This window comes from Acinetobacter sp. AB03 (assembly GCF_058107045.1).
In genome coordinates, this window is the sequence record NZ_JBUEBA010000002.1 from 2,278,041 (window position 1) to 2,298,074 (window position 20,034).

Sequence of the window (20,034 nt, forward strand, 5' to 3'; positions counted from 1 at the left end):
TTACAACTACGCTTTAATTTTGGCACGCTCCTGCCCTTATTGATTGGACTAGGTCTGATCATTTATGCACTGGCTTATCCTAAACTTATCGCCTATATTCAAAGCAATACAATCAGACAATCAATATGGCGTTGGGCTTGGGCGATTTTCTTTGTTTGGGTTTTTAGCTTAGTCATTTTCTTCGTCTTTTTAGGCTTTTCAAATCAACAAAATACCCCTCATGTCGCTGCACCCGCTATTGTAGTTCTTGGCAGTGGTCTGAAGCATGGAAAACCGAGTCCAACATTGGCCAGCCGTTTAGATCAAGCGGCAAACTATGCCAAGCTACATCCCAACAGCATTATGGTCGTCAGTGGTGGCCTATCTTTTCAGCAAAAAAATAGTGAAGCTGAAGCAATGCGGCAGTATCTGATTGATGTACACCATATCCCAGCACAGCGTATTTACACCGAAGATCAAAGCACCAGTACCGAGTTAAATCTGATCAATAGTAAAAAGATTTTAGCCAAGCAGCATATTTCCCTACAGCAACCGATTGCTATTGTGACCAGCGATTTTCATATCCCCCGTAGTCGTGCTATAGCCATACGTCAGGGTTATCAAACGCCTATCATGATCAGCGCTCAGACACCTCTTGCCACTCGCTATAATGCATGGTTACGTGAGTATTTTGCATATTGGAGTGGTTGGCTACTCAATGAATACTAAAATGAAATCCTCATGAATTAATGGAGGCGAATTGTCCGTGGCGATGGTAATTGTAATTGTTTAAATAATTCAGGCTTCTGCATTGAAAATTGATATAAATAGTTTTTGATATCTAATAATAATTTTTCTGGAGCAACCAAGACATTTTGCCCTTCGGGGCTTAAATTCATCGAGACCGTGGTTTTTTCTGCACGTAAGAATGGAATCACTTTTTCGACTAAATCGCTAAGACCAATACTCTGGATTTCGTAGCCCGCCCAATTATCTTTCACCAAAAGCTGTGCTAAACCTTTACTCTGCCACATCGCAAAGGAACGTTGACCGGTTGGCGTGGCACATAAAGCCCAGCCATCTTGATATAAGGCAATAACATGGCCTTGATGCACGATAGTTTCGATAAAAAGACGATAGATTTCAAGAGGATCGTAAGCAATATTTTGATTTTTAGACGCAGCTTTGCGTTGATATGGGTTTCTCATAAATCTGTCATATTTTAAAATTATTATTGCACAGAAGTGTATGAAAACAGCTTGAGATAAGCAAGGCTTTTACGATAAGGGAATATGGTGGGCGCTGACGGGATCGAACCGCCGACATTCTGCTTGTAAGGCAGACGCTCTACCAACTGAGCTAAGCGCCCTTGAGAAATAAAAATAGCGTCGCTATTTTTATGATGCAAGAAAGATATCTTGCTTGATTCCATTTACTAGCACAAGGGATCTAGAAAATGGCGCAGCGGACGGGGCTCGAACCCGCGACCCCCGGCGTGACAGGCCGGTATTCTAACCAACTGAACTACCGCTGCAACGGTAATTGCGAATGCAATTAGGGTCATTAAGCTTTACAGCTTGAATATGGTGGGCGCTGACGGGATCGAACCGCCGACATTCTGCTTGTAAGGCAGACGCTCTACCAACTGAGCTAAGCGCCCTGATTAAGATTGTCAATCTTAGTTTTCAAATTTAAGCTCAGGGACTTAAATTTATATTTTAAATGGCGCAGCGGACGGGGCTCGAACCCGCGACCCCCGGCGTGACAGGCCGGTATTCTAACCAACTGAACTACCGCTGCGTCGTAAAATATGGTGGGCGCTGACGGGATCGAACCGCCGACATTCTGCTTGTAAGGCAGACGCTCTACCAACTGAGCTAAGCGCCCTGATTAAGATTGTCAGTCTTAGTTTTTAAACTCAAGCTCAGGAACTTAAGTTTAATCGATTCTTTGAATGGCGCAGCGGACGGGGCTCGAACCCGCGACCCCCGGCGTGACAGGCCGGTATTCTAACCAACTGAACTACCGCTGCATCGCAAAAAATCTGGTGGGCGCTGACGGGATCGAACCGCCGACATTCTGCTTGTAAGGCAGACGCTCTACCAACTGAGCTAAGCGCCCTCATTAAGGATTCTGTATAAATGGCGCAGCGGACGGGGCTCGAACCCGCGACCCCCGGCGTGACAGGCCGGTATTCTAACCAACTGAACTACCGCTGCACTTACACAAAGTCACTAATGTGGTACAAACAATATTAAAAATCTTAAGTGGCGCAGCGGACGGGGCTCGAACCCGCGACCCCCGGCGTGACAGGCCGGTATTCTAACCAACTGAACTACCGCTGCACGTAAGATCTTTAACGTAAAGGCTTGGTGGGCGCTGACGGGATCGAACCGCCGACATTCTGCTTGTAAGGCAGACGCTCTACCAACTGAGCTAAGCGCCCTTAACGTCTTTATCGTTTGTGAGGTGCATTATAGAGAATCTTTACAGGCTGTCAAACGCTTTTCGGCTTGTTTTCACTTTTTTGCAATCGAGTGATTAAAAAATAGGTCAAATGGTATAAAAACAAGTATTTTCTGTATGTTATTTAACATATTTGCGAAAATTAAAATGATTATTCGCTAAATTTATTTTCCTCAAAATACACTTTTTCTATGATTAATCCCCTTCTTCTACTCAATATTCATATTTTAAATTACAGCGTTGAATACTCAATAAAATAAGCTTGCATATTTTTTAACAGCTATTTTTAGATTTAAAGTTTATGTTCGGAAATATAAACCAGTGCATTGCAATCAATTAGTTCAAATAACTCTATGACATCCGTATTACGCATACGAATACAGCCATGCGACATCGGCATCCCCATTGGTTCGCTATCAGGTGTTCCATGAATATAGATATAACGTTGATAGGTATCGCAGCCTTCCCCACGATTGAAGCCCTCTTCTAAACCACTCAGCCATAAAATCCGAGACAAAATCCAGTCCCGTTCAGGAAACTGGTTGGCTAAATCGGTGTCGTATACTTCCCCAGTAGGCTTTCGAGCAATAAAAACGGCATTTTGCGGTTGCTCAGCACCATGCTTTTCAGCAACCAGATGCCAACCTCGCGGCGTTTTACCACTATTTTCAGTTTCACCCATGCCATTTTTTCCCGATGAGATCAGATAAAATTTATTCTTTTTAGGCAGCGTTAAAGTTTGTTCAGCCAGATCAATCAAGACGTCTGCATCAGCAATTACATAAGACATCAGTTGTCCTCTATTTGTTTTTTATCTATTGATATATTGGGTTCTGGGCGTAACCATAACCATATTGCGACAAGCAGCATGGTGGTATTGGTAAATAATTTCACTAAAAATGGTGCATTGGTCAGTAGCATGATCATTCCACTGATCAACATCATGATACTGGCAAACCATTTCGCTTTACGTGGTACAGTTCCATTGGCACGCCATGCTCTTAACGTTGCACCATATTTAGGATGGTTGAGTAACCAAGCATCCATTTGTGGCCAACCTTTAGATGCAGCCCAAGCTGCCAAGATCAGAAAAACAGTTGTTGGCATACCCGGCAACAGTGCACCGATAAAGCCTAGGATGACAAAGATCACCACTAAACAACGCCAAAACAACGTTTTCATACCACTTTCCTGAGCACCGAATTGCGGTAGTATAAAGTGTTTTTTAATTTTATCCGTTGTCCTTCTGCATATTTAGCTTCTTTTTTAAGGCACTCACATGCATCTCATTTCACAGCATCAGTTGTTCGAACCTTGGCTCCAATTCAAACATCCATTGGTTCGCCAGTTAGCTTTTGCTGTAGCAAGTCCAAACATTTTGTCTGCGTTGCCATCAGAGCTCGATATACAACATACTTTTCATTTTCATCCCTCACAGATCTGGCAACAGCACTTTCAAACCTATTTACCTCGCCTTAAACAGCTCGATCAAGGCCCTAAAGAACTTGAAGACTTTATGGCTCAGTTGAAAAGTACCCGTCTAGGTCTACGCTTTGAAATGTTCATGTGGTTTTGGTTACGGGATCATCGCTATCATGCATATGAATTATTGGGGCATAGTATTCAAATCATTGATGGGGCACGGACTACAGGTGAGCTGGACTTTTTAATTAAAAATACCGAAACCAATCAAATCGAGCATTGGGAAGTCGCGTTGAAATATTATTTGGGTGAAACAGATCTGAGCTTAACCACATGGTATGGGTTGAATCGTACCGATACTTTAAACCGAAAACTAAAACACTTTACCCATAAACAGTTTCAATTCCAGCAAGCTTTAGACACAGACATTCAGACGCGCTTTTCCGTTTTAAAGGGGCAACTCTTTCTCCCTCTAACAAATGGTTTCACGGCAGTTGATGCTTTAAATCAATACTCCCTTCCCAATTGGCTCAATCCTGACCGTCGACTAGGTACTTGGGGTAACATCATTCCAACGACCGACTTAAATTACTATCGCCTACAGCGTCAAGAGTGGATTTGCCCAAATGCGGAAGTCAGCAGCGAAAATGCACATTGGTGGACCAATGGCCTGTACTTACAAAATCAAAACAATCAGTTTTATATGTACCGAAATCCAAATTTGATTTTAACTTGATTTTGCAGAAGTTAGTTTATACAAAAATACATAACGCAACATACGCTTACTCATCTCCTGTAAAACGATGCTATTGTTTAAAGTGTTTATTTTTTAATCTTAAACAACATCAGAACAAAATCATTTGATGAATACACTAAAAATTTTGGAGACAGCGATGAAAAAAATTGTTTTAAGTTCACTAGTGATGCTTTTTGTTTTAACAGGCTGTAATACCGTCAAAGGTATGGGTAAAGATGTCTCTTCAGCAGGTAATGCTGTATCACATACCGCTGAAAAAACCCAAGATGAAATCCGCAAGTAGTTAATATTTGCATAAAAACCTTATCAATAGATAAGGTTTTTTTATTGCTAAGTTTCGCATTCCAGAGATTAATCGCCTATTATAGTGCCGACTGTTTTATTGACTTTGAAATGCGCATGACCTCTTCTGCTACTCTCGATTTAAGCCTCCAACTTTTACGTCAGCCATCGGTTACACCTGTGGACCACAACTGTCAAAATATTATGGCTGAACGCTTAAAAAAAATTGGTTTCAACATTGAGTCTATGCGCTTTGATGATGTTGATAATCTATGGGCACGAAAAGGTACTGAAGCACCTGTATTCTGCTTTGCGGGTCATACCGATGTCGTTCCTACAGGTAATTTAGATGCTTGGAACTCAGACCCATTTGCCCCTGAAATTCGTGATGGCAAGCTTTATGGTCGTGGCAGCGCAGACATGAAAACTGCCTTGGCTGCAATGGTGGTTGCTTCTGAGCGCTTTGTTGCAAAACACCCAAATCATAAAGGCTCAATCGCCTTCCTCATCACCTCAGATGAAGAAGGTCCATCGATCAATGGCACAGTCAAAGTGATCGAAACACTCGAAGCCCGTAATGAAAAAATGAAGTGGTGTTTGGTAGGTGAACCTTCAAGTACCCATCAATTGGGTGATATTGTTAAAAATGGTCGTCGTGGTTCACTCAATGCAGTACTGACAGTGAAAGGAAAACAAGGTCACGTGGCTTATCCACATTTGGCTATTAACCCGATTCACATGGCGTCTAAAGCCGTTGCTGAACTTTGTGATACAGTTTGGGATCAAGGCAACGAATACTTCCCTGCAACCTCGTTCCAAGTGTCCAATATTCAAGCTGGCACAGGGGCAACCAATGTCGTCCCAGGTACCATGACCATGACTTTCAATTTCCGTTATTCAACTGAATTGACCGCTGAAGAATTAAAAGCACGTGTTTTAGAAATTTTGGATCGTCATGGTTTAGTCTACGACATTAAATGGACACATTCAGGCTTACCATTCCTAACACCAGTGGGTGAGTTGGTGAATGCGGCTAAAAATGCTATTCGTAATGTGACTGGTGTAGAAACTGAGCTTTCAACCTCAGGCGGAACATCTGATGGTCGCTTTATTGCTCCTACAGGTGCTCAAGTACTTGAACTTGGTGTTCTCAATGCCAGCATCCATCAAATTGATGAGCATGTGAATGTGGCTGATCTTGAACCGCTTGCTGAAATTTACGAACAAATTTTAGAAGGCCTTTTGGCATAAGCGTACAAACCCATATAAAAAAGGAACTCAATTGAGTTCCTTTTTTATTGCATTCAAACTTAAGTAGAAAGACCTAAACTCGCCTGAATTTTATTTAAATTCGGTATGTGGTAAGTCTCATCCCCCATACGCACTAGCTGGAAAATAGTGGGATCATTCACAGGACTTTCATCATCAACAATTTCAGAAATACGTAAACGAATCGACTTCGGCATTTCATTACACATCAAAGCAAAGCGCTGAGAAGCATCATCCCCTTCAATCACCAGCGCCACCCCTTCCATTTGGTCAGGACGGTTGATGGCATAAACAGGCAGATGAAGATCGTGCCATTCCACCGTTTTCACTTGCGTATCACTATCGAGCGCTGAAAGTACAATATTTTGAGGCAAGAGCATGGGTTTTTTACCATGACATTCAATGATATAAGCATCAATAAAACCCGTTGATACTGTAATCAGATATTGCAATTCTTGCTGACTGATTTGCTCATTCATGCTCTTTGAAACATTTGCATTCATTTATTTACCCCTGCTTTTCAGCCAATAACTGCTGAATGTTGGCAAGTAATTCTGCCTCTTGGAATGGTTTGCCCATGTAGTGTGTCACGCCCAAGCTGAAAGCACGTTCACGGTGTTTTTCACCCGTACGCGATGTAATCATAATAATCGGCAAGTTCTGGTGAATTTCGTGGTGACGAACCAAGTTCGTCACTTCGAAACCATCCATACGTGGCATTTCAATATCCAGTAACATCAAGTCTGGTTTAACGCTCTCAAGCTGCTCCATCGCATCGACACCGTCTTTAGCAGTCACAATATCAAAGCCTTGGCGCTCTAATAAGCGCGATGTGACCTTACGAACCGTGACCGAGTCATCCACAATCATCACTAAACGACGTGTATCCTGATGGCGACCAAAGTCACGGTGATCAGCTGCATGCGTCACACGCTTGGTACTTAAAATCTGACGTGCAATGTTCTGACCATCTAAAATCAAACACACATGGCCATCACCCAAAATCGTTGCACCAGCAATTGCACCAATGCTAGCAAACTGTTGTCCAACTGGCTTCACTACAATTTGCGCACGTGAACCAATCAGCTGATCGACCAACAATGCAATGGTTTGTCCACTATTGCCTTTAATCAATAGCACTGGCAATGAATGTCCAATATTACTCAAACGCGGAATCGGCTGATTGGATAAAAACTCAGATAAATAGCGCAGCTTATAACTCACGCCATCAATTTTGAATTGGTCATCCTTGCTGTGGAAATAGTGATCCAGTGCTGTTGGAGCAATACGCACAATACGATCAATCTGCGCCAATGGAATCGCATATTGTTGATCACCGGCTTTCACCATCAGGGCATCATTCACCGCCACCGTAGTCGGTACGCGAATAATGAAGGTTGTGCCGAATCCAATTTCCGATTCAACCGTGACATGTCCACCCAGTGCTTTAATTTCACTTTGCACCACATCAAGACCAACACCACGTCCAGAAATTTGCGTCACTTCTTTGGCCGTACTAAAACCTGGATGGAAAATAAACTGTAAAATTTCCTGTTTATCTAGTACTTGATCGGCTTTAATTAAACCTAAATTTAGCGCTTTCGCTTTAATCGTGCTTTCATCAATACCCTTACCATCATCTTTAAAGCTGACGATAACATCTGTACCTTGACGACTAATGTTCAGTTCAATTTGACCTGTCGCTGATTTTTTCGCAGCGCCACGTTGTTCCGCATCTTCAATACCGTGGTCGATTGCGTTACGTAGCATATGCTCAAACGGTGTAACCAAACGTTCAAGAATCGTACGATCCAATTCACCTTCGGTGTTATGGACGACCAGTTCTGTCGGACGGTTCAAGGTTGAGGCGGTCTGACGTACAATACGTTGCAAACGAGGCAGCATACGTGAGAACGGTACCAAACGTGTCCGCATTAAGCTTTCTTGAATCTCCGCTTGAATACGGGATTGTTGTAATAACAAGCCTTCCGCATCACGAATTTTCTCAGCCAAAGTGCTCTTGAAGTCGACCAAATCCGAAGCTGATTCGGCTAAGGATTTAGACAATTGATTTAGCGATGAATATTGGTCCATTTCCAAGGGGTCAAAGTCTGCGTAGCGCGAGTTTTCAGAACCATGCTTCGCAATAATTTGACTCTCAAGCTCGCCTTCCATTCGACGTAACTGATCCGCCAAACGCTTAATTGCAAGCTCCATCTCGTTCAACGTATTGCCGAGCTGACCTAAGTCCATCTCGATACGCGAACGGTTAATCGCATTTTCACCTGACAGGTCGATCATTTTTTCAACCAAATCAGCTGAGATACGGATCATCTCATTACCGCCATCCAAGTGAGTCGTTTCTTTCCACTCACCCAGCATTGCTGGCGGCTCCGTACCATCACCCTGCACAAACTCAAAACTTGGTACCGCATTGAGTAAATCAATTTGAGTTACACGCGTCGGTAATTGCGCAATCACATCCACATAATCAATAGATGCTAAGCTATTTTTCAAACCATCATAATTACTGAAATCACGTTTGAAGATGGCTTGTTTTAACCATTCAAATGCAGTTTGCAATAATGGGTCATACACGTTTGAACTGAAATTATGTACAGCAAATTGCTCAAATGTGGTTTCTAGTTCATAAGCAATCGCACCAACGGGTTCATTCTCCGCCATACGCGCGCCGCCTTTTAAGCTGTGCGCAGCACGTTGCAATTGTAGTAACACACTACGGTCACTACGTTGTTCAGTCCACTGTTTCAGTAAGCCATCCGTAGTCGCTAAAATTTCTTCAGCTTCTTCCAAGAAGGTTTCTTCAACAATTGATAAAAGACTAGCTGCTTCTTCAACAGCGTTGACTGCTTCTTCTTGGACAGGTGACGGAGTATCCAGCTGTTCAACGACAGTAACGTCAGTGTTATCAACTACACTCGGCTCTTCAATCGCAGTTGCTGACTCAACCGCAGCTGCCTCAGCTTCAATCGTTCTATCTATATTAGATAAAGGTTCTTCAACTGCCGCAACAAACGCTTCAACTAAAGGCTCGGATACTGTAGTTGTAACAGTCGTACCCTCAACTAAGCTCTGAATGTTATGCAGTACCTTAATGGTCGCTGTTGCTGGATAATCAACCTTCTCAGTACGAATAACCTGAATTCGGTCTGCGACGTCATCCTGTACTAAGCGAATAATGCTGATCAACTGTGGCGTTGTGGCTATTTGCTGACGAATCACACGTTCATAAATAGACTCTAATTCGTGTGCAATCGAACCAATAAAAGGTGCAGAAATCATATTGGCACCACCTTTTAAGGTGTGCAAATAACGCATTAAATTATTGAGCGCTGCGGTATCATTGCCATTTTTAGACCAAGTATTGAGATCCTGATCCATCCCCATCAATAATTCTTCGGCTTCTTCCAAGAAGATATCAAGCAAATCATCATCAAAATCGGTATTGGCCGTATTAGATTGCTGGTACTGATGATCCGATGCAATTTGCTGCGAAATCTGCGCAAGATCAAGGCTTGGTTGTAAAGTATTTCCAGAAACAATAGCCTCAGCAACAGGTTCAATTACCGTCGTCGAAGTCGATTCAACATCTTGCTGTACGAAGGCCATTAATTCATTCAGAACTTTATGCACTTCTTCAGTCAGAATGACACGCTGACCCGCAGCTAAAGTGTCAAATAAATGGATAAATTCTTGATGTGCCTGACCAAATAACTCATATGCATAGTCTACATTGAGTAATTCTGGCTTTTCCAGTAAGGCTTGATAACCCGCATATAGCTCAGAAGTAAAATCATGAATTCCTTGAGCAGCACGGTTATTGGTGAATTCCAGCAATTGTTTTGCTTGTTCACCTAAGTGCTGGATATAGTCTGGATATTCAACCTTAGCACGCTGATCAAACTCAAACTCGGCATCAAGCAGCAGATCAATATTTAACTCGATCAGCTTCGAGACCATACCTTGTGGGTTTAGCTCATCAGCTACGTCTTCAATACTGAAACCATAGTTATCCCAAGCCGTAGTGAACGTGGCGTAAATCACGTCAAGCTGTTCGTTCGTACCACGCCCAAGCACGTGTAAATAGTCACGTACAAATTCAGCATATTGGGTGAGTAACGAGATTTCCTTCGAGGTAGAAACGATCTCTTCTTGAACCAAGGTTTTAAATAGATTTTCGACTTTTGAGCTGGCATTAAAGACATGCTCAATTTGCGCCATAGACGAACTACCGCGCAATGTATGTAAAGCACGGATTAAACCATTGTAATCTTGTACTTTGGCTTCATCTGCATTTAAGAACCGATCGATAGTCGCTAAATGGTCTTCCGCTTCTTCAATGAAGATCGCTAAAGTTTCTTCAAGGACATCATGCACTTGATCATCCTGTTCAGAAGCAGCTGCAACTTGTGGCTCAGAGTCAACCACATCGATATCGATCAACTCTAATCCCGTCACGACATCATTACTATTTAGATGATTAGACAGTTGTAGCAACTCTTCTAGCGCCGGTTCTAAACTTTGATTTTGTTGTAATTGTTGTCCAATTAAAACCAGTGGACGAAGATCAAGATCAATTTCCTGCACCGCTTTAAATATCGAATACAGTTTAAATTGATACAGTTTGAATACCGTTTTAGCAAACTTTTGAACCGTTGCCGTGAGCGGCACAGCCCCTGAAATCACACGATTTAAGGTATCTTCAACCGCCCATGCTGTTTCACCTGCTGACTTTGCCCCCACCATACGACCAGAGCCTTTTAAGGTATGGAAGTGACGACGTATGCTCAACAAGGTTTCTTGATGGGTCGGTTCAGCGTACCACTTTTCAAATAATGGATCTAACTCAACGAAGATTTCTTCAATTTCTTCAACAAAAATTTCAAGAATTTCTGCATCTTGATCTAGATAACTATCTTCCGGAAGCGTTGTCGTTTCAACTAAATGTTTTAATATTTCTTTCATAGCTAAGGCTTCTTGCGTTGTCAGCTACCCAAAAAAGGTGCATAAACTTCATTATAACCATCATCCCAAACCAGCCTTTTGGCTCAAGCTAATTGAGTTGATGTGTATCCTGATTTTGGTATGCTACTCAAGCGATGAGCAGCATACCTCCCCCAAAGCAAGCGCTTAATCAGGCAGTTTAAAGTCTGTTACAGACTCACGTAACGCTTCCGCCATGTTCGCAAGTTCAGAGACTGAACGTGCTGTATCGAACGTCGCAGTGGTGGTTTGTGAGGTAATTTCTTGTACGACGTTCATCGTAGTGGCAATATGACCTGCAGACGCTGACTGTAGCTTTGCTGCATCCGAAATGTTTGCAATCAATTTCGCCAAATTACCTGATACGTTTTGAATCTCATCCAATGCAACACCCGCATCCTTAGATAAGTTCGCACCGCGTACAACCTCAGACGTGGTTTGTTCCATCGAAATTACAGCTTCGTTGGTGTCGGTCTGAATAGTTTTTACCAGTGTTTCAATCTGCTTGGTTGCTGAAGCTGAACGCTCTGCAAGACGCTGTACTTCATCTGCAACCACGGCGAAACCACGACCTGCTTCACCTGCCATCGATGCTTGGATCGCTGCGTTTAAAGCCAAGATGTTCGTTTGGTCGGCAATATCGTTAATCAAGGCAACGATGTTACCAATTTCTTGCGAAGATTCACCCAAACGTTTAATACGTTTAGAGGTTTCTTGAATCTGCTCACGAATGATATCCATACCTTCAATTGAACGGTTTACAACGTTCGCGCCATTTGCAGCAATTTTTACTGAACGTTCTGCTACCACCGCTGATTCTTCAGCGTTTGAAGATACTTGGTCAATTGACATTGCCATTTCGTTAATCGCGGCAGATGCACCCGCAATTTCTTGCGCTTGGTGTTCAGATGCCTCGGCTAACTGGTTGGTAATCCCCTGCGTACTTGCCGTATATTGTGCAACCTCTTGAGAGGTTTCAGTAATACGCGATACAAGGTCACGTAATTGGTCAATTGCGAAGTTAATCGAGTCGGCAATTGCACCCGTGAAGTCTTCAGATACCGTTGCATATGAACGTAAGTCACCATCTGCAAGATCGGCAATTTCATCCAGTAAACGTAAAATCGCGTTTTGGTTACGGTCATATTCATCTTGTAGACGAGATACACGTTTTTTATCAGATTCGCCACGAAGTACGAGTAATTTAAATACGCAGAATAAGAAAGCAATCAGGGCTAGAATTAGACCTAAGGCAGGAATTGCAATCGCTAAACCTGTACCACCTGACAATTTGTTCAAATTGCTTAACAAAGCATCCGACTGTTCAAAAATCGATGATGACGCTTGGCGTACTTTAACGATTTGTGATGAGTTCTTTAAGACGGTTGCTGCTGCTGACTTCAGTACATCATCATATTCAGATTGAATACTGGTTAAAGAGTCACGCATTTCAGGGTCATTAATACGCTCTACACCTAAATCCGCACTGCCATTTAACTGTGCGTTTAAGTATGACGCGAAGGTTTCTGTATCTGAGCTAAAGTCATCCGCAGATTCACGCGAGTTGTCTGAACCGGTTAATACCGAACCAATTGAACGTAAAATACGTTCCGCAATGAATACTTGGTTTTTTGCAATTACGACTTGGTTAGCTGGCACATTTTGACGTGCCATTTGGTCAACCATTAAGTTGTATTCGGCCTGAATCCCCGGAATACTTTCACTAATCGCAATGTTGGTATCGTAGAGTTGGTTAATGATTTTTTGTTGTGAAGCAATTAAATCAATATTTTCAGAAACTTTTTTCCACTGTGCATCTACTTCACGCAGTGCGTCTGTGCTCGCGTGAATATCTTTTACTGTTTCTAAATTTTCAGCAAAAGACTTGTGATTCTGTCAGTTTTTTAATGGCTTCTGGGGTACCTGATGCTGTTGCTTCAGTTGCCTGACGCGAAATCGTTTGTGATAAAAGACGTAAATCACCCAAGCTACGGGTGAATTCGTTATTTCGAGGTACACTATAGAATAGGTACAACAGTAAGAAAATTGCCAGTACGATACAAAATGCCGCACCCAAAATTAATGGCTTGGACTTTTCACTATCACCAAATACACGTGAAAACTGTTCCGTCTGTGATTGAAGTTTTGCTACTAAAGCATTTCCACCTGAGCGGTTACTGCTTCCATCCGTATTTTTCTTTTTAAGTTTAAAGCCCATGCAGCTTCTCCCCGATTTACGCCCTTATAATTTCGCGCGCGACAATGATATTAATTTATAAATTTTATAGATGCGTTCATATACTTTGGATTGTCTAATAAGCGACTGAATAAGAAAACATGCCATTGTTGGTTGTGTTGGTGAAAATACCCTTGGCAATATTCTTTTAAATTCCGATCTAAATCTTGATGTTTAGAAAAGAAACTTTTCTTATTAAAGTGCTGAATCCCCAGAACCTGATCTACAACTAAACCGACATAGTGGTCATTGTGACTAATACAGAGTACTTTTTGAGTTGGTGAATACGCACTGCGATGCCCTGATACATAGTGCGCTAAATCAGCAACAGAAAGTAAACGTCCCCGAATATTGGCCAAACCCACAACCCAAGGTTGAGTATTTGGCACTAAGGTATATTTTGGAGGATAAATCACCTCTGCAACTTCACCTAATGGCGCAACGAAATATTGCCCCATCATCTCAAAAGCAATGCCCGACCAGCGGTTTACCTCATTTTCGTTTGAAACGTAGTTTTTATTACCACGTTTAGCAAGTCGAAGTAATTCGATAAATCCATTTGCTGCCATAGAGCTTATCCTGCGTTCAGGTGTTGCTTAATCACATCAATCAGTTGGTTTTCATCAACAGGCTTGGTTAAATAATCACACGCACCTTGACGCTTACCCCATACACGGTCTGTAGCCTGATCTTTAGTACTGACGATCACTACGGGAATGTGTTTTGTTGTTGCGCCACGCGCAATTTGACGGGTTGCTTGAAAGCCATTAACGCCTGGCATCACCACATCCATCAAAACAAGATCAGGAAGTTCAGCTTGAGCCATGGTTACACCATCGGCACCATTCGACGCTTCAATCACTTCAAAACCGTGTTTCCCCAAAATTTCTTTAAAGCGGAATGTCTCTGTAGGTGAGTCATCCACAATTAAAATACGCGCCATAATTTTTTCCCCCAATTACACTTATATTATTTATGCTGAAACGTGATTACGAATCGCATTTAATAATTCATCTTTACTAAACGGCTTTGTTAAATATTCATCTGAACCGACAACACGCCCTTTGGCTTGGTCAAATAGACCATCTTTGCTAGAGAGCATTACGACAGGAATATTTTGATAATTTTGTGAATTTTTGATTAATGCACACGTTTGATAACCATCTAGTCGTGGCATCATAATGTCGACAAATACGATATCAGGATTGGCTTGAGCAATTTTTGACAATGCGTCAAAACCATCGACTGCAGTCACCACTTCACAACCTTCACGTTGCAATAATGTTTCAGCTGTGCGACGAATGGTTTTTGAATCATCAATGACCATTACTTTTAGATTCTGGAATTTATCGTCCATTTAATATGACCCTTCCCATTTTTAGAATGTTTGTAGAAACAGATTCGTAGACGCTTTACAAGTTACGTACACTTTTAACATATATTTACTTATATTTTCAACGAACAGTTTCCGCATAAAACCACACTTCATCTTCTTTTTAAGAACGGCTTCACACTTTCCTATACCCGTCGATTTTTTTTTGACTGATTATATTTTTTATTCCTAAATTTAGGACTAATATAGCACTATTTATTGCTTGTAAATAAGTAATTTAGTCAACTTTAAACTGGGGGTATCGATGCTTAGGGAGTTTAATCACAAACTTGCTTTGATCGTGAAAAAAAGGATGACTGCGAAAGTCATTTTGCTGGCTTTGCTAAGTTTGCAGACCATCTCGATTATGGCCGATCCACCTAAAGCGGTCTGGTATCGATATTACGACAGTAAAGGCATCGCGAACGTCAGTAGTAGTGTCACCCCCAACCATATTCGTTATGGTTATGAAGCACTCGATAGCAACATGCAAGTGATTCAACGGGCTCGTCCATACAACGCAGAAAAAGATGCGCAATATGCGCCGCAACGTGCAGCAGCAGCCAAGCAACGCGAGTCAGATCTTAAATTAAAACGCGCTTATACCAGCAGCCAAGTCGCCACTCAAAAACGCAATACTGCCCTTTCCTATATTTTAAAACAGATTAAGTTCCAGCAAGATGAATTAAAACAATTACAGAATGACCGTATTGGATTCTTACGCCAAGAAAAAGAGAACATGCGTAAAGGCAAAAGCAATCCGAAACCGCTCCAAGATATGATTGATTATAATTCCAAAAATATTGTGATGAAAAAAGAGCAAATACAATCGTTACAAAGTCACTATCGTAATACCAAGGCTGAATACGACAGAATTATTGCTCGTTTAAAAACACTTGAATAATCTGCGTCTTATTTACAGTGTGCTGACTTTCGCCGCTAGACCAAAGGATTTGACTCAATGCAGGCTGCACTACGTATAAAAAACAAATTAAGCCGCCAAGTGCTCCCTATTTTAAAACTCAGTCCGCTGTGTTTGTGCTTACTCCTCTCTGCCTGCCAAAAACAAGACGAGGCCACAGCTCCTACTTCGTCTACAGCTAAAATCGAGCTGATAGCAGAAGACTTAGTCCAGTTCCAAGAAGGGCCTTCTATCCAACGTACATCCTTTACTGGTACTATTCGCACCGTCAATCAAAGTTCCATTCAGGCTCAAGTGACAGCGACAGCAACCGCCGTCTCCGCTCAAGTTGGACAAGCCGTTCAAAAAGGGCAAGTGCTGGTTCGATTGAATAATCAAGATAATGCTGCGCGTCTTGCCCAAGCTCAAGCCAATCTTGCATCAACCCTAGCCCAAGCCAATCTTGCAAAAAGCATGGTTCAAAGGAAAAAACGTTTACTCGATCAGGGCTTTATTTCTAAAGTGGAATATGAACAAAGCCTTGTAGACTATCAAGCTCAATTAGAAAGTGTTCGCGCACAACAAGCCAATGTCGATATAGCCGAAAAAGCAGATCGCGATGGCACTATTGTAAGCCCGATTTCAGGGTTTATTACTCAACGTCAGGTAGAACCTGGACAAACAGTATCCGCAGGACAAACCCTATTTGAAATCATTGACCCGAGTCATTTAGAAATACAGGCCAAAATTCCAAGTGATCGACAAGCAGCTTTAAGTTTGGGAGAAAAAATTGAATATCGGCTGCAAGGCAATCCCCAAAAACTGACAGCCAAACTTATTCGTATTTCCCCAATTGCTGACCCCGCAAGCCGTCAAATTGAGTTTTTTGCTCAGCCAAATGAAAGTATTAACTCATTAAGTATTGGAACCTTTGTAGAGGGGGATCTCCTTGGTTCACAGTCCATCTCAGGGCAAATTATCCCGCTTGATACCATTCAGGATATACAAAACTCACCTTATGTTTGGGTGATTCGCCACAATAAAATTGAACGTGTTCATATAAAAGTATTGGAACAACACTATAGCAATAACAGCGCTGTGGTACAGGGACTACAAACCGGCGACCGCATCAGTCGTATAACGTTTAATGAAAAAGATTTGCATCAAATGGTGACAATCAATCCATAAAATAAGAAAAGGTTGTTGCTATGTGGTTAACCCGTATTAGTGTGAAATATCCTGTTTTTACCATCATGATGATGTTCTGTCTGATGGTTTTAGGCTTAGCCTCTTGGCAAAGAATGGGAGTTGAGGAGTTTCCTGATGTCGATTTCCCCTTCGTGGTGGTTTATACCACTTATCCAGGGGCATCGCCTGAAACAGTTGAGTCTGAAATCACCAAGAAAATGGAAGATCAAATCAATACTATTTCAGGTTTAAAACAGGTCATCTCTCAATCTAGCGAAGGCTTGTCGACCATTATTGCTGAATTTGATCTCGATGTTTCTTCCGCTATAGCCGCGCAAGATGTCCGTGATAAAATTGCACCGGTCACCGCTGAGTTTCGAGACGAAATTCAAGACCCAATTGTTGAACGTTACGACCCTTCTGCCAATGCCGTGATGTCAATTGTATTTGAATCACAAAACATGTCACTAAAAGAGCTCAGTTCTTATTTGGATCAGCGCATCGTTCCACAGTTTAGAACCGTTTCTGGTGTAGGGATAGTCAACTTATTGGGTGATGCCAAGCGACAAATTCGCATACAGATTGAACCCCACAAATTACAAAGTTTTGGGATTGGTATTGACCAGATCATCAACACGCTAAAAGCTGAAAATGTCGAGGTTCCGGGTGGAACGTTGAAACATGGTAACAGTGAACTTGTGGTCGAAATTAAGTCTAAAGTGATTCATCCTTTAGCCTTCGGCGATTTGGTGATTGCCAATAAAAATGGTGTACCGATTTATTTACGTCAAGTTGCAAGCATTTCAGACAGCCAAGCCGAACTTGAGTCAAGTGCCTATTTAGATGGTAAAACCGCGGTTGCGATTGATATTTTACGCAGTTCCGATTCAAATGTGATTGATGTAGTCGATGGTGCTTATGAGACCTTAGCAGATATCGAAAAACAGTTGCCTGAAGGCACCACAGCAAAAGTGGTGGTAGATTCATCCAAAGGCATTCGTAACAGCATCACCGATGTTGCACGTACAATTATTGAAGGTGCAGCACTTGCCGTTTTGATTGTCCTGCTGTTTTTAGGCTCGTTCCGTTCCACCGCCATTACAGGCATGACGTTACCAATTGCTCTCCTTGGCACTCTGACGTTTATTTGGATCTTTGGCTTTAGCATCAACATGATGACCTTACTGGCATTATCACTCAGTATTGGTCTACTGATTGATGATGCGATTGTGGTCCGTGAAAATATTGTGCGACATGCAGACATGGGCAAAGACCCTGTCACAGCAGCCCTTGATGGCACCAAAGAAATTGGACTCGCTGTTTTAGCCACCACCTTAACCATTGTTGCGGTGTTTTTACCTGTGGCATTTATGGGCGGTATTATCGGTCGCTTTTTCTATCAGTTTGGCGTAACCGTCAGTACTGCTGTGCTGATCTCCATGTTTGTCAGCTTTACTTTAGATCCAATGCTATCTGCACATTGGGCTGAACAGCATAATCCACATAAACCACCCAATCGAGTCAAACATTTCTTTAATTGGATTTCTGGCAAACTAGATAATCTCAGCCATGACTATGAGAAATTACTCAAGCTTGCTCTGCGCTTCCGATTCATCACCCTCATGATTGCTGTGGCTTCGCTATTCGGTGCATTAGGCTTATCTAAACTAATTGGAACAGAGTTTGTCCCTGTTCCAGATATAGGTGAGATTCGGATTAAGTTCGAAACACCTGTCGACGCCTCTTTGGAATATTCACAAGCCAAACTGCTGCAAGTCGATAAAATTATTCAGCAGCACCCTGACGTTCGAGCAACTTATGCGGTGATTAATGGCGTTACGGATCGTGGTAAAAACCATGTCAGTATTCGCGTAACCGTTACGCCACGCACAGAGCGTAAGAAAAGCTTAACCGACTTAAACAATGAGTTCCGCCAACGCCTACAACAAGTAGGTGGCATTACTGTGACCTCAATTGCCTCCGCAGATGAAACGGTATCGGGCGGACAAAAACCCGTGATGATTTCCATCAAAGGTCCAGACTTAGCCGAACTCCAGAAGATATCAGACCGCTTTATGACAGAAATTGCGCAAGTCAAAGGCATTGTCGACTTAGAAAGCTCACTTAAAGCCCCTAAACCGACTTTAGGCGTGCATATTAATCGGGTCTTAGCCAGCGATTTGGGCCTATCGGTCAACCAAATTGCCAATGTCATTCGCCCACTGATTGCAGGGGATGATGTCACCACATGGCAAGATGACAAAGGCGAAACCTATGACGTTAACCTGCGCTTAACTGAAAATGCGCGTAGCTTACCTAGTGATGTACAAAACCTTTACCTCACATCGCAAAAAACGGATGCCAATGGTCAAGCTTTATTGATTCCCCTTTCTAGCGTTGCGCATTTAGAGCAAAGTCTGGGGGCATCGCAGATTAATCGTCGCGATCTAGCACGGGAGGTTTTAGTCGAAGCCAACACCGCAGGTCGCCCTGCAGGCGATATTGGCGCCGATATTAAAAAAATTGAAGACAACTTTGACCTTCCAGCAGGTTATAGCTTTGACACGCAAGGTTCAAACAAAGACATGGCTGAATCTGCAGGTTATGCCATGACCGCAATCACCTTATCGATTGTGTTTATTTATATTGTGCTAGGTTCGCAGTTTAATAGTTTTATTCACCCTGCGGCGATTATGGCTTCCCTGCCACTATCATTGATTGGGGTGTTTTTAGCGCTCTTCTTATTTAACTCCACCATGAACTTGTTTTCTATTATCGGTATTATCATGTTGATGGGTCTGGTGACCAAGAATGCAATTCTATTGATCGATTTCATTAAAAAAACCATGGATCACGGCGTTGATCGTTATCAAGCGATTATTAATGCGGGTAAAACACGCTTACGACCTATTTTGATGACTACTAGCGCTATGGTAATGGGCATGGTACATCTGGCTTTAGGACTAGGTGAAGGAGGTGAACAAAGCGCACCGATGGCACATGCAGTGATCGGCGGTGTCATTACATCGACACTGCTGACCTTAGTGGTGGTTCCTGTGATCTTCACCTATTTAGATGACTTTAAGAACTTTATGCTGCGTCAAGTACGTAAAATCATGTCATAATAATCGACATTTTTCTGAGGTGGTGTCGACATG

At 42.3% G+C, this 20,034-nt stretch carries 15 protein-coding genes, 10 tRNA genes and 1 pseudogene; 7 read left to right on the forward strand and 19 right to left on the reverse strand.

Annotated features, from left to right (window positions below; genetic code table 11):
- Window positions 1–708, forward strand: a 708-nt coding sequence (locus tag ACY3FQ_RS11550; RefSeq protein WP_489774082.1) for a YdcF family protein, incomplete at its 5' end; no start/stop codon positions are given.
- A gap of 17 nt (window positions 709–725) precedes the next feature.
- Here the strand turns inward: ACY3FQ_RS11550 and ACY3FQ_RS11555 are convergent.
- The 13 genes from ACY3FQ_RS11555 to ACY3FQ_RS11615 form a co-directional block, all read right to left on the reverse strand.
- Complete coding sequence (locus ACY3FQ_RS11555) at window positions 726–1,187, reverse strand: DUF2750 domain-containing protein (RefSeq protein ID WP_004981136.1); 462 nt, start codon at window positions 1,185–1,187, stop codon at window positions 726–728.
- An 85-nt stretch (window positions 1,188–1,272) separates the two neighbouring features.
- Window positions 1,273–1,348 (reverse strand) — tRNA-Val (locus tag ACY3FQ_RS11560).
- A gap of 88 nt (window positions 1,349–1,436) precedes the next feature.
- A tRNA-Asp gene (locus ACY3FQ_RS11565) sits at window positions 1,437–1,513 on the reverse strand.
- A 50-nt stretch (window positions 1,514–1,563) separates the two neighbouring features.
- Window positions 1,564–1,639 (reverse strand) — tRNA-Val (locus tag ACY3FQ_RS11570).
- A gap of 63 nt (window positions 1,640–1,702) precedes the next feature.
- A tRNA-Asp gene (locus ACY3FQ_RS11575) sits at window positions 1,703–1,779 on the reverse strand.
- A gap of 11 nt (window positions 1,780–1,790) precedes the next feature.
- Window positions 1,791–1,866: transfer RNA gene (locus ACY3FQ_RS11580), tRNA-Val, on the reverse strand.
- Between the two features lie 68 nt (window positions 1,867–1,934).
- Window positions 1,935–2,011: transfer RNA gene (locus tag ACY3FQ_RS11585), tRNA-Asp, on the reverse strand.
- Window positions 2,012–2,024: 13 nt separating this feature from the next.
- A tRNA-Val gene (locus ACY3FQ_RS11590) sits at window positions 2,025–2,100 on the reverse strand.
- Window positions 2,101–2,121: 21 nt separating this feature from the next.
- Window positions 2,122–2,198: transfer RNA gene (locus ACY3FQ_RS11595), tRNA-Asp, on the reverse strand.
- A gap of 49 nt (window positions 2,199–2,247) precedes the next feature.
- A tRNA-Asp gene (locus ACY3FQ_RS11600) sits at window positions 2,248–2,324 on the reverse strand.
- Between the two features lie 25 nt (window positions 2,325–2,349).
- Window positions 2,350–2,425: transfer RNA gene (locus tag ACY3FQ_RS11605), tRNA-Val, on the reverse strand.
- Window positions 2,426–2,737: 312 nt separating this feature from the next.
- Window positions 2,738–3,235, reverse strand: a complete 498-nt coding sequence (gene elsL, locus ACY3FQ_RS11610) for a cell wall-recycling L,D-carboxypeptidase ElsL (RefSeq protein ID WP_010326245.1) — start codon at window positions 3,233–3,235, stop codon at window positions 2,738–2,740.
- Window positions 3,235–3,627, reverse strand: a complete 393-nt coding sequence (locus tag ACY3FQ_RS11615; RefSeq protein WP_058869166.1) for a YbaN family protein — start codon at window positions 3,625–3,627, stop codon at window positions 3,235–3,237. The genes elsL and ACY3FQ_RS11615 overlap by 1 nt, the downstream gene beginning before the upstream one ends.
- Before the next feature lie 97 nt (window positions 3,628–3,724).
- Here ACY3FQ_RS11615 and ACY3FQ_RS11620 point away from each other — a divergent pair, with 97 nt between their 5' ends.
- From ACY3FQ_RS11620 to dapE, 3 genes are all read left to right on the forward strand, one after another.
- A complete protein-coding gene (locus ACY3FQ_RS11620; RefSeq protein WP_078388414.1) occupies window positions 3,725–4,603 on the forward strand; it encodes a DUF1853 family protein in 879 nt (292 codons plus the stop codon).
- Window positions 4,604–4,760: 157 nt separating this feature from the next.
- Window positions 4,761–4,907 (forward strand): entericidin A/B family lipoprotein, encoded by a 147-nt coding sequence (locus tag ACY3FQ_RS11625; RefSeq protein ID WP_010326244.1) that lies wholly within the window; start codon window positions 4,761–4,763, stop codon window positions 4,905–4,907.
- 116 nt (window positions 4,908–5,023) lie between these two features.
- Entirely contained in the window at window positions 5,024–6,157 is a 1,134-nt protein-coding gene (gene dapE / locus ACY3FQ_RS11630) for a succinyl-diaminopimelate desuccinylase (protein ID WP_201950693.1), read from the forward strand.
- A gap of 59 nt (window positions 6,158–6,216) precedes the next feature.
- Here dapE and ACY3FQ_RS11635 read toward each other — a convergent pair whose 3' ends face one another.
- From ACY3FQ_RS11635 to pilG, 6 genes and pseudogenes are all read right to left on the reverse strand, one after another.
- On the reverse strand, window positions 6,217–6,678 hold the full coding sequence (locus tag ACY3FQ_RS11635) for a hypothetical protein (protein WP_201950678.1): 462 nt from the start codon (window positions 6,676–6,678) through the stop codon (window positions 6,217–6,219).
- Between the two features lie 4 nt (window positions 6,679–6,682).
- Window positions 6,683–11,161, reverse strand: coding sequence for a hybrid sensor histidine kinase/response regulator (locus ACY3FQ_RS11640; RefSeq protein ID WP_201950676.1), 4,479 nt, complete (start codon window positions 11,159–11,161; stop codon window positions 6,683–6,685).
- Between the two features lie 165 nt (window positions 11,162–11,326).
- A pseudogene (locus ACY3FQ_RS11645) lies at window positions 11,327–13,397 on the reverse strand (methyl-accepting chemotaxis protein).
- Between the two features lie 50 nt (window positions 13,398–13,447).
- A complete protein-coding gene (locus ACY3FQ_RS11650) occupies window positions 13,448–13,984 on the reverse strand; it encodes a chemotaxis protein CheW (protein WP_279691184.1) in 537 nt (178 codons plus the stop codon).
- Window positions 13,985–13,989: 5 nt separating this feature from the next.
- Window positions 13,990–14,358 carry a response regulator gene (locus ACY3FQ_RS11655; RefSeq protein ID WP_004694491.1) on the reverse strand — a complete coding sequence of 123 codons (369 nt, stop codon included), beginning with the start codon at window positions 14,356–14,358 and terminating at the stop codon, window positions 13,990–13,992.
- A gap of 30 nt (window positions 14,359–14,388) precedes the next feature.
- The gene (gene pilG / locus ACY3FQ_RS11660) at window positions 14,389–14,772 is read right to left on the reverse strand and encodes a twitching motility response regulator PilG (protein ID WP_004694493.1); all 384 of its coding nucleotides are present in this window, start codon (window positions 14,770–14,772) and stop codon (window positions 14,389–14,391) included.
- A gap of 280 nt (window positions 14,773–15,052) precedes the next feature.
- Here pilG and ACY3FQ_RS11665 point away from each other — a divergent pair, with 280 nt between their 5' ends.
- The 3 genes from ACY3FQ_RS11665 to ACY3FQ_RS11675 are packed head-to-tail and all read left to right on the forward strand — an operon-like array spanning window position 15,053 to window position 20,001.
- Window positions 15,053–15,691, forward strand: a complete 639-nt coding sequence (locus ACY3FQ_RS11665; RefSeq protein ID WP_010326240.1) for a hypothetical protein — start codon at window positions 15,053–15,055, stop codon at window positions 15,689–15,691.
- Between the two features lie 57 nt (window positions 15,692–15,748).
- Complete coding sequence (locus ACY3FQ_RS11670) at window positions 15,749–16,876, forward strand: efflux RND transporter periplasmic adaptor subunit (RefSeq protein WP_201950671.1); 1,128 nt, start codon at window positions 15,749–15,751, stop codon at window positions 16,874–16,876.
- Window positions 16,877–16,896: 20 nt separating this feature from the next.
- A complete protein-coding gene (locus ACY3FQ_RS11675; protein ID WP_489774085.1) occupies window positions 16,897–20,001 on the forward strand; it encodes an efflux RND transporter permease subunit in 3,105 nt (1,034 codons plus the stop codon).
- Window positions 20,002–20,034 lie beyond the last annotated feature (33 nt).